2 protein-coding genes are annotated in these 1,759 nt (G+C 65.7%); both read right to left on the bottom strand.

Annotated features, from left to right (window positions below):
• Positions 1-160 (bottom strand): class II fructose-bisphosphate aldolase (locus AHiyo1_RS28225; RefSeq protein ID WP_445286215.1); only part of this gene is annotated, 160 nt, incomplete at its 3' end.
• A complete protein-coding gene (locus AHiyo1_RS09310) occupies positions 160-1,626 on the bottom strand; it encodes a GntP family transporter (protein WP_059388381.1) in 1,467 nt (488 codons plus the stop codon). The genes AHiyo1_RS28225 and AHiyo1_RS09310, both read right to left, overlap by 1 nt.
• Positions 1,627-1,759: the final 133 nt, after the last annotated feature.

Raw genomic sequence — 1,759 nt, 5'->3', positions numbered from 1 at the left:
CCGCGGTCTTCGGAGCAACCAGCAGAATGATTCCGCGGCCGGACTCCTCTGCTGCGGCCACCACCGCGAGGGCGGTGGTGAAGTCGTAGCAGGTGAAGGCCGGAACCGCGGCTCCTCGCTCCAGCGCGGAGCCTACAAGGTCGTCAAGGCGTACACGCATCAGTGGGCCAGGCCTCCCACCAGGATCCAGGCGACATAGCTGAGCAGGAAGCCCGCGACGCCCAGGATGGTGGTGAGCACGGTCCAGGTCTTGAGGCCGTCGGACACCGTGAGGCCGTAGTAGCGCACCACCACCCAGAAACCGGCGTCGGTCACGTGGGACAGGCCCAGTCCGCCGAAGCCGATCGCGATCACGATGACGGCGATCTGCGCGGGGGTGTAGCCGCCTTGGGCGACGGCAGCCGAGAGGAGGCCGGTGGTGGTGACGATGGCGACCGTGGCCGATCCCTGTGCGGCACGCAGTGCCAGGGAAATGATGAAGCCGAGGAGGATGATCGGCACGCCCAGGGAGTCCAGCGTCTGGGACAAGGCCGCGCCGATGCCGGAGACCTGCAGGACGCCGCCGAACACGCCGCCGGCAGCAACCACCATGAGGATCGAGGCGATGGGAGGCAGCGCGCCTTCGAAGATTTCGCCGGTTTCCTTGAGTGACCACTGGCGGCGGACCGCCAGCAGGAAGAACGCGAGCGCAACGGCCACCAGCAGGGCGAAGAACGGGTTGCCCACGAAAGACGCGACGCCGTACCAGTAGTCCTTCTTGTTGATCAGGAGGGTACCGGCTGTGCCGAGCAGGATCTGGACGATCGGGGCGGCGATGAGGAACATGATCAGGCCCGGACGCGGCGGAGCGACTGCGCTGGCACCGGGACCGTCGTGGCCGACGCGCACCAAGGAATCGGAGCCGAATTCTTCGATCTGGTCGCGGACGCCCGGGAGCAGTTCGTAGTCCTTGCGGTTCATGATGCTGGCAACCCAGTAGGACAGGAAACCGAGCGGCACGCAGATGATGAGCGAAATCATCGCGATCAGTCCGATGTCGGCACCCATGACGCCTGCCCCGGCAACGATGCCCGGGTGGGGAGGAACGGCGACGTGGATCGAGAGCATAATGCCGGCCATGGGAAGGCCGAACTTGATGGGGTGCAGCTTGGCGATCTTCGCGAAGGCGTAGACGATCGGCACCAGGACGATGATGCCTACTTCGAAGAACACCGGAATGGCAACGAGGAAGCCGACGGCGGTCAGTGCCACGGCGACGCGCTTGGCACCGAGCTTCTCGGTGAAGTGGTTGGCCAGCGATTGCACGCCGCCGGACACTTCGATCATGCGGCCCAACACGGCGCCGAGGGCAATCAGCAGTGCGACTTTGCCCATGGTTCCGCCCACGCCGTTGGCCACGACGGTGAATACGTCCGCCAAGGGGATCTGCGCGGCGACGGCCACCAGGATGCTCACGGCCAGCAATGCCACGAAGGCCTGGATCTTGAAGCGGATGATCATGAGCAACAGCAGCGCGACGCCCGCAACTGCAATGGTCAGCAGCAGCGGGGTCCCAAGGGCTACGGACGGTTTGATGGCGGGGGCATCAGCTGCCCGGACCGCCAAGGAATTGATGAGGGGAATCATCAGGGGTGTCTCCTTTGACAGAGCCGGCCTGGACTCGAGGCCGGCGAGAGGGGCGACGACGGCGGAGGGGGGACCGCCGTCGTCGCACGTTTCTTTGGGGGTGCTTTGCTAGACAGTGCGCCTGGTGGGCGCG

It is taken from the genome of Arthrobacter sp. Hiyo1 (genome assembly GCF_001263615.2).
GTDB lineage: Bacteria > Actinomycetota > Actinomycetes > Actinomycetales > Micrococcaceae > Arthrobacter.
This window is presented reverse-complemented; position numbering and strand designations above follow the sequence as displayed.